Annotated in this window: 6 protein-coding genes and 1 pseudogene; all 7 read right to left on the reverse strand. The window is 28.7% G+C overall.

The genetic code is table 11. The features are described from left to right. Positions 1–177: 177 nt before the first annotated feature. The 7 genes and pseudogenes from Q428_RS12905 to Q428_RS12930 all read right to left on the reverse strand — a co-directional run bounded on the left by Q428_RS12905 (position 178) and on the right by Q428_RS12930 (position 8235). Entirely contained in the window at positions 178–900 is a 723-nt protein-coding gene (locus Q428_RS12905; RefSeq protein WP_035381584.1) for a M48 family metallopeptidase, read from the reverse strand. Positions 901–905: 5 nt separating this feature from the next. After that, positions 906–4016, reverse strand: a complete 3111-nt coding sequence (locus tag Q428_RS12910) for a type I restriction endonuclease subunit R (RefSeq protein WP_035381586.1) — start codon at positions 4014–4016, stop codon at positions 906–908. 20 nt (positions 4017–4036) lie between these two features. Further along, positions 4037–5227: a restriction endonuclease subunit S gene (locus tag Q428_RS12915; RefSeq protein ID WP_051515172.1), complete on the reverse strand. Its 1191-nt coding sequence runs from the start codon at positions 5225–5227 to the stop codon at positions 4037–4039. 15 nt (positions 5228–5242) lie between these two features. Further along, positions 5243–5887: a DNA damage-inducible protein D gene (gene dinD, locus Q428_RS12920; protein WP_479723638.1), complete on the reverse strand. Its 645-nt coding sequence runs from the start codon at positions 5885–5887 to the stop codon at positions 5243–5245. Continuing rightward, positions 5875–6096, reverse strand: coding sequence for a BRO family protein (locus Q428_RS16755; protein WP_479723639.1), 222 nt, complete (start codon positions 6094–6096; stop codon positions 5875–5877). Before Q428_RS16755 ends, dinD begins: the two co-directional genes overlap by 13 nt. 13 nt (positions 6097–6109) lie before the next feature. Then, positions 6110–7644, reverse strand: a pseudogene (locus Q428_RS12925) (type I restriction-modification system subunit M). A gap of 123 nt (positions 7645–7767) precedes the next feature. Further along, positions 7768–8235 carry a restriction endonuclease subunit S domain-containing protein gene (locus tag Q428_RS12930; RefSeq protein ID WP_201769299.1) on the reverse strand — a complete coding sequence of 156 codons (468 nt, stop codon included), beginning with the start codon at positions 8233–8235 and terminating at the stop codon, positions 7768–7770. Between the last annotated feature and the right edge of the window lie 445 nt (positions 8236–8680).

The raw sequence follows: 8680 nt of genomic DNA on the forward strand, positions 1-8680 counted from the left end.
TATGTAGGTACATATAAGTATTCCTCTGTTTATACTATCCATTTTCTTCATTATCTGATACCGATATCCACTCTAATATAAATTAGAAATAGCATATGCAATTTTTTACTCTCCTTCTTCTTAATAATAATTAACTGTCCTCCTTATTAACTCCCTATTATCCTTATTCTTTAATTGCTATAAACACCTCACTACTTCTTCATCTAGTATTTTTTTACGTGTTTGCCAATCTGGCATTAAAATAGTTAATAAATCATAAAATTGTTTATCATGATTCTCGTAGATCAAATGTATCAACTCATGTAATATAACATACTCTATACAATATTTAGGGGCTTTAATTAAATCTATATTTAATACAATTTTATTGGAACTTTTTATACAAGACCCCCATCTAACTTTCATTTTTCTTATTTCTAAATTTGGTTTACTAATATTATATTTCTTAAATATAATATAAAGTTTGTTTAATATTTCATTAAAAGTAATACTTGCTCTTTCTTTAAACCATCTATTGATTAAAATTTCTTTTCTTTTATAATTCGACTTATCATTAACATAAAGATAGATAAATCCCCTTTCATATTTAACAAATTCATATTTAGATTCCACAACCCTTAATCTATACTGTTTACCGAGGTATTTATAGGTTTCTCCACTAACAATTTCTTTGTTAGTGGAGACCTCTGACTGAACACATTTAAAATAATCTATCCTTTTTAAAATCCAATCTGCTTTTCTTTTTACAAAATCTAAAATATATTCTATAGGAACATCATTGCTTGCAGATACTATTACATCCATATTAGGGCGTACATTTAAATTAATATTTTTTACATTCTTTCTCTCAAATGAAAAAACTATATTTTTTTCTCCATACTTTACAAGATATTTTTCCATTTAAATCACCTATATTTATACCTTCTTATTGCAACATTTTTTACCTTTTCTATTAATTCATCAACTATATCAAAACCTATATCAATGCCTTTTTCCTTTGAGAAGTCAAAAATCAAATCATCTATTTCTTGTTCTATTCTTTTATGAACCTCTACGTTATCATACCAATCTACCTTTGTATTTTCTCTAACTATCTCATCAATTTTTATAGCCAATTCTCCAACATCATTTTCTTTTATAATACAATCATCATTAGCGTTAATTACTTCATCTGCTACACCATAAAAAGCCTGTGCATTTATATTGTTTTTTATTATTTCAGGATAAGTTACTCCTGATTTCTCTTTTCTAAAATCTTTTAATATTTCTTCCATCTTTGATAAGTACTCTGCCTCTGTTATCCTTTGTTTTTTATAATCCTCTATTGTTTTCTCAATTCTTTGTGAAAAACTTTTATAATATGCTGGATTATCATGCCATTTTTCTGAAATAGTTTTTGAAAGCCGTGTTCTTATCGCATCAGCCTTTGCTCTAGGAGTTTTTAGTCTTTCTAGTTCCTTATTAAAGTTTTTTTCATCAAGTATGTTAACTGGATTAGTGATTCTAATTATTTCTTCAGCAGAAATATAATTATCCATTAAATTTTGCATTTTTGATTCGTATTCTTTAAAATCAATTGTATCACTATATCTCAATTTAACACTTTTTCTTAGTTCTTGATAAAATTTAAATTCCTTTTTATATTTTTCAAGTTCCTGTTTAGACAATGCGTTATATATTTGTTCTGATTCTAAAGCAATAGCTAAATTCCTACCAAAATGGCTCAAAGCTGCATAAAAATTATTTCTCAATTCATCATCTGACAGCAAAACTTCATATTCTTCAATATCATTTTTGTTCTTTACTGCATTAAATATTTCAATTATTTCTGTATAATAATGTCTTAAAGTACCTATTATACTAATAACATCGTAAATTGCCCCTCTTAAATCTTTTGGATCAAAATTTTCAAGCCCAGCACCAGAATACATTTCCATAGCTTCGTCTAATTTTTTTAAAAGCCCCCTATAATCAACAATTAAACCATAATCTTTACCTTCATATAATCTATTTACCCTTGCAATAGCTTGAAGTAAAGTATGCTCTTTCATAGGCTTATCAATGTATAAAACAGTTGCTCTAGGAGCATCAAATCCAGTTAATAGCTTATCAACAACAATAAGAAGATCTAAATCATCACCGTTTATAAATTGTTCTTTAATGGAATCTTCATATTTATCTTCATCCCCATAAATATTCATCATTTTATTCCAAAATCTAATTATTTTATCTTTTGACTCTTCATCTACTGTTTCATATCCTTCGCGTTGATCCGGTGCCGATATAACAACTGCACAATTTAAATCTCCAAGTTCTTCGAATGCTTCTAAATACCTTATAGCTTCTATTTTGCTATTTGTTGCCAGCATAGCTTTAAATTGTGAACCCTTAGTTTTATAGTTAAGCATAAAATGTTCATTTATATCAAAGGCTATTAATTTAATTCTTTGATCTGAAGACGCTATCCTTTCAAATTTGCTCCATTTCTTCATTACCTCTTCTTTTTGTTTTTTATTTAAATTTCTTGTTATCATTTCTAGTCTGTTATCTATAGCTTTTCTATTTACAGTCTGTTCAACCATCTTACCTTCATATAACAATGGAACAATTGCCTTATCTTTCACTCCATCTGCAATGGTATAGCTATGAATTAATCTACCAAACTTGACAATAGTATTTTTTTCTCTTCTCATAAGTGGAGTTCCTGTAAATGCTAAATAACACGCATTAGGAAAAACAGTCTTCATCTTTAAATGCAATTCGCCATATTGTGTCCTATGTGATTCATCTATTAAAACAAAAACATCTCTTGATCTTATTGGCTCTACTTCTTTAGATGCTGTATCAAATTTATTGATAAGTGTGGTTACAATGTCCGCCGCATTATCTTTAATTAATTTAACAAGATGAGCTCCTGATGTAGCTCTTATGGCTTTTTGTCTAGTATGATTAAATGTTTTATGAATCTGTTTATCAAGCTCTTTTCTATCTGTAACAACAATAACTTTAGGATTTATATTACTAAATTGTGACAAAATATATTTAGAGAGCATTACCATTGTTAAAGACTTTCCTGAACCTTGAGTATGCCAAACAACTCCACCCTGTCTATTTCCTTCATCATTAGTCATATTTATTGTTTTAATTATCTCTTTAATTGCAAAGTATTGTTGATATCTACAAATCTTCTTTACGTCTTTATCATAAATAACAAAATATCTTGTTAACTCTAAAAGTCTTTCAGGACTAAATAATGAAATAATGTTCCTATCTTGATTAGTTGGTAGCCTATCAGTAATTACTTCTTCTAATTTACCATTAAGCCAAGTATCATTTTGTTCATTCCATACTGACCAGAACTTTTTAGGTGTACCACAAGTTGCATATTTTGTTTCATTTTTATTTGTTGCCATTAATACTTGAGTAAATTTAAATAATTGTTGTATATTGCCTTTAGTTTGATTTCTTATCATCTGACTTATACCCTGTTCAATAGAAATAGATGATTTTTTACACTCTATAACTCCAAATGGTATACCATTTATAAACAAGACTATGTCTGGCCTAATATGTCCTTGTCCATCATCCTTTTCAACTGTAAACTCTTCAACAACATGGAAAACATTATTTCTTATATTATCCCAATCAATATACTGCAATGTAAAATAACGTTTAGTCCCATCTGGTAATGTTTCTTCATAGCTTCGTCCAAACATAAGTGTTTCATATATTTTTTCATTTGTCTTTATCAATCCCTCTGTCAAAGGCTCATCTAGGTCACTGATGGCTTTTTCTATATTCTTTTCACTGAATTTATATTCAATCCCCTTATATTCATAATGATTTAATTCCATTAATTTTTCTTTTAAAATCTGCTTTAGAATAACATTAAATAAACTACCTCTTAATTTTTCTGCTTCATCAGACTTAATTTCTATATAACCCAATTTTGTCAAAACATCCATAGCAGGAGTTTGACTTATATATCTTTCATCATAATCATTTCTACTCTTCATAGAATCCCCCCATTTAAAAATTAATTAACCCTAACAATTCCTGTTAAAAGCAATTGCATCAAGCCCCTCTTTTGTTGCTTCAATGCTTCTAACTCTTCTTCTAAAAGCTTAATTTCTTTATCTGCTGTAGATAGAATGTTAACAATTGCTTGTTGTTCTTTTAAATCTTTTGGAATAACTATTTTAAGTTTTTTAATCATTGTTTCGGAAATCTCTTTTTGTCCTGTTCCTCCAATTATATGTTCTATTTTTTTATAAAAGTTTTCATTAGCAAAGTAATAAAAATAGAATTTTAACAAACCTTTTTTTGCATACATACTACTAATTGCATTTGATGCAACAAATCCTTTCATATTTTCAGGAACAATACCTATGCCCCCATTGTGAAAATTTTGTCTCCCTATAAGCAGCTCATTTGGTTCTCTTAAAAAATATGGTCTTCCTTTTTCAGTTACATTAGGTTTTTTGTTTGTCGCTTCTATACCCTTTACATGTAGTTTTACAGTTAACAAATAATAATCTTGTGGATTTTTTATTGGTTCTTTTCTTACAAAATCCAAAACTTCCCCTACATTGGTCTTTTCCCATTTTTCTTCAAACCCAGGTAATCTAATTTTTCCAGATAGCAAATTCTGCATTAGCCCTTTTTTATATTCTTTCTTTTCATTTATTAACTTTTCTTTTAGTTCTATTGCCCTGTCCCAAATTGAGAGTATTTGTGCTATTTTTTGTTGTTCTGTAACAACATTTGTAACTGGTATAGTAAACTTATGTACATCATTTCTATTCAATGTAGGAACGCCTGTACCAGCGTTAAATTTTTGTAATTTGATAAAGTTATAAATATAATAAATAAATTTGGGATAATTCATTTTAAAATCAGTAACCCAAAGACTTGTATTATGTGGCCAAAAATCTTCTTCTATATAAAAAACATTTCCGATAGTTCCAGAGCGTCCTGTTATAATCCCTGGACCTTTTACTTTATATTTTGAGTGATAATTTAAAATTCCATTAGAATAACATACTGGGTATTTACCATTTTCTATTTCATATGATGGCAAGTCAAAACCTCTCTGTAAAGGTGCAATATCTATTATTTTTTTATAATGCCAATCTTTTGGAAAAATACTGTTATTTATTTTCTTATACCCCTCAGGTATTTCCCCCTTTTTTATTTTTTCTATTCTCTCCTTTATTTCTTGCTTCACATTCTTCACCACCTGTTAATCTTTATCTGTCTTTAATTTTCTAACTTTTAGCTTTTTAGCCTCTTCCTTTTCTATCTGCTTAATACTTTTATCGGGTGTTGGTAAATCCTCTGGCATTGTTCCTCCTAATTCTTTTATTGTTTTTCTTATTTTATATCCTACTTCAAAATGTACTTTATTTGCATTTTCTTTTCCTTTTACATTTTCTCTTCTAAGTTTTTCCTCAGTTTGAGTTGCTCTAAATAGGTTGGCTGCAAGTTCTGTACTTCCCATGTGGTCTAATATTTGTTGACTCTTTTTAAGCCCCTTTCTTTTGTGTATGTCTTGGGCAGTCAGTCCACCATAAAGTCCTTTGTAACCATAATTTTGAAATGTTGCATAATCTATATTGGTCTCAACTCCTGCATTTTTTGCAGCTTCAACTAATTTTTTGTTGTGCTCCTTTAATTCATTTCTAATGGCTAATCTTTTTTTATCTTCTGTCATTGATTCAAAGTCTTCTTGCAATTCCTGTTGCCTTGTTTTTATAGCAAAATATGTTTGACCAAGGGCAACAACTTCCTTCCTTGGATCTGCATTTTGAACAATAAGATAACATGCATATCTAGAAAGCTTAATATCTTCAACTTCTCTTGTTGCACCTGAACCTAGTTCGACCATTTTTCCACGTGGGAAAAATGGTCTAGTACATCTAAACCGCTGTTTTTACAAGCCTCTTTTGCCTTTTCAATAACATTTAAAAATTTGTCCCATCTTTTATAACCCAATACTTCAGCTAATTCCCTAGCATACCAATATTCCAAACCATATTCATTTATATTTTTAATTTTTTCAAATATCTTTTCGTTATATTTTTCTATATTATTCAACATTTACACCCCTTTATAATCCTAGTTCCTTTATATATTTTTCCATTTGTTCTTCCACTTCTTTTAACTCTAATTTTATTTTCTCTATATTGCTTTTAACAGCTTCCATATCAACAAATTCTTCTTCTTCAAAAGTATCTACATACCTTGGTATATTTAAATTATAGTCGTTTTCCATTATTTCATCTTTTGTAGCAACATATGAATATTTTTCTATTGTTTCATATCGTTCATAAGTCTCAACAATTTTTTGTATGTCTTGTTCTCTTAACTTATTTTGATTTTTGCCCTTCTCATAATTTCCTTCTCCCGATGCATCAATAAATAATACATCTTCCCTATTTCTACCCTTTTTAAAAAGCAACACACAGCAGGTATTGAAGTTCCATAAAATAAATTTTCTGGAAGTCCTATTACTGCATCTAACAGATTATGCTTTATTATTTGTTTTCTAATTTTAGCCTCACTAGCCCCTCTAAATAAAACCCCATGTGGTAATATTACTGCCATTCTTCCTCCCTCTTCAAGTGAATGTATCATATGAAGAACAAAGGCATAATCTCCTTTTGATGATGGTGGAACACCCCACTCAAACCTTCCAAACGGATCAAGACTTGCTTCCATTTTAAATTTATTTTCATCCCCATTTGTATTACCTGCAAAACCCATTGCCCATTTATCTAATGAAAAGGGAGGATTTGCAACAACTACCTGAAATGTCATAAGCTTTCCTTCGTCATCCAGATGCAATGGGTTAGATAATGTATCCCCCCATTCTATTTTTGCATCATCAATATTGTGAAGAAACATATTCATTCTACATAGTGAATGTGTTTGCCCATTTCTTTCTTGACCATAAACAGCAACCTTTCTATTTGGAACTTGATTTACAACCTTTATAAGCAGAGAACCTGAACCACATGTAGGGTCATAAATTCTATCGTTTTCTTTAGGTTTAACTAATCTTGCAAGTAATTCTGAAACCATTGTAGGAGTAAAAAACTCACCACCCTTTTTACCTGCATCACTGGCGAATTTTTCAATCATAAATTGGTATGCATCTCCTATAATATCATCATTCCCGAGACTAGAAGGTCTTAAATCCAGTTTATTAAAATCTTCAAGCAGTTGTTTTAGCATTGCATTCCTCTCTTTTGTTTTACCTAAAACTGCTTCTGAATTAAAATCAATATTTCTAAAAACTCCTCTTAATTTACCTGAATTTTCAGTTTCTAAATGTTCAAGTGCCTTATTTATTGTGCTGCCTATTTCTACATCATTTCTTCTCTCATATAAATAATCAAATGTACAAATCTCATCTAAAATAAATCTATCTCTTGATAATGCTCTTTTAACTCGTTCTTCATTGCCTTCGTATTTTTTCATATACTCATCATAATGCTCTTTATATGTATCACTTATATACTTAATAAATAGCATAACGAGAATGTAATCTTTATAAATACTTGAATCTATTTTCCCTCTAAAAGTATCACAAGCCTGCCATAGTATTTGATTTATGTTTTCACTAGTTGTTTTAACTTCCATTATTAAATACCTCCTAATTTTTATTCAAAATATTTCTTATTATAGAATTGTAGTAAATTTCTTTTTGTTTTATAAGACTTTTTAATAATTGTTGTTCTTGTATATATAAATCTCTAAGTCTTATTATTTTTTTTGTTCTTCTTTACTTAATTGATTAATAGCAATTCCATTTAGTATATTTTTATTTGTACTGGGCATCATTGTTCCTGTTTGTGATTTCAATAGTTCTTGTTTTACTTTTTCAGTATTTAGATATAACGCTACATATTCAGGCAAAAACATATCGTTTTTTATTTTAATAATTGCAAAATAAGAAGGCACCAATAATCCACTATGTTCTTCATCAATAAAAATAGCCGTATATGGATAACTCAATCTAATCAAAATATCATTTTTCTCTGTAAAATATATTGGTTCTAATATCTCATTACTCTCAAATTTATCGTATGGTTCATTGTTAATTACTCCATTGTCATCAATATTTTTCACGGTTATTAAGTTGTACGTTTTTTTTACTTCTTGCTGTATGGCAGCCTTTTTCCTAACCAATACCAATCCACTTTTTATATCAGAAATTCTTCCGAGTAACATTTTACACCTCCTTTTATTGTTATATATATAATATAACAATTTTACTAAGATTGTCAAAGTATTTTTGTTAAATTTACCATATAACATTTTGCAATATATGGTTATTTAAATGCATTCATAGCCTGATGATTATTTTTCAGTGTCTTGTTACATTGCCGTATGCATCAGTCTGGTATTGTATATGTATATTAAGTTTTTTATTCTTTATACAATTTGTTTTATCTATCTGCTACAGCTATATTTTCTGATATAAAATAGAAAAAAGATATGTAAATTTATATTTTATCTATTCTAAACTATATTTGACTTTTCCTTTTTCTCTTAGACATAACCCTTGGCATAAAGAAAAAATCTTCCTTCAGCCATTACCCGGCAGTTTTCATTTTCTATGATGGAAGATTTTAATTAACAACTCAATATCTAAAATAACTTGTTTCCCTTAAAT

Origin of the sequence: Fervidicella metallireducens AeB, assembly GCF_000601455.1 — a bacterium.
Taxonomy (GTDB): Bacteria; Bacillota; Clostridia; order Clostridiales; family Caloramatoraceae; genus Fervidicella; species Fervidicella metallireducens.

What these genes read in the sequence shown, in the direction of transcription:
- Q428_RS12905 (WP_035381584.1), bottom strand. Translation starts at nt 900, where the DNA reads ATGGAAAAATATCTTGTAAAGTATGGAGAAAAAAATATAGTTTTTTCA.
- Q428_RS12910 (WP_035381586.1), bottom strand. Translation starts at nt 4,016, where the DNA reads ATGAAGAGTAGAAATGATTATGATGAAAGATATATAAGTCAAACTCCT.
- dinD (WP_479723638.1), bottom strand. Translation starts at nt 5,887, where the DNA reads ATGGTCGAACTAGGTTCAGGTGCAACAAGAGAAGTTGAAGATATTAAG.
- Q428_RS12930 (WP_201769299.1), bottom strand. Translation starts at nt 8,235, where the DNA reads ATGTTACTCGGAAGAATTTCTGATATAAAAAGTGGATTGGTATTGGTT.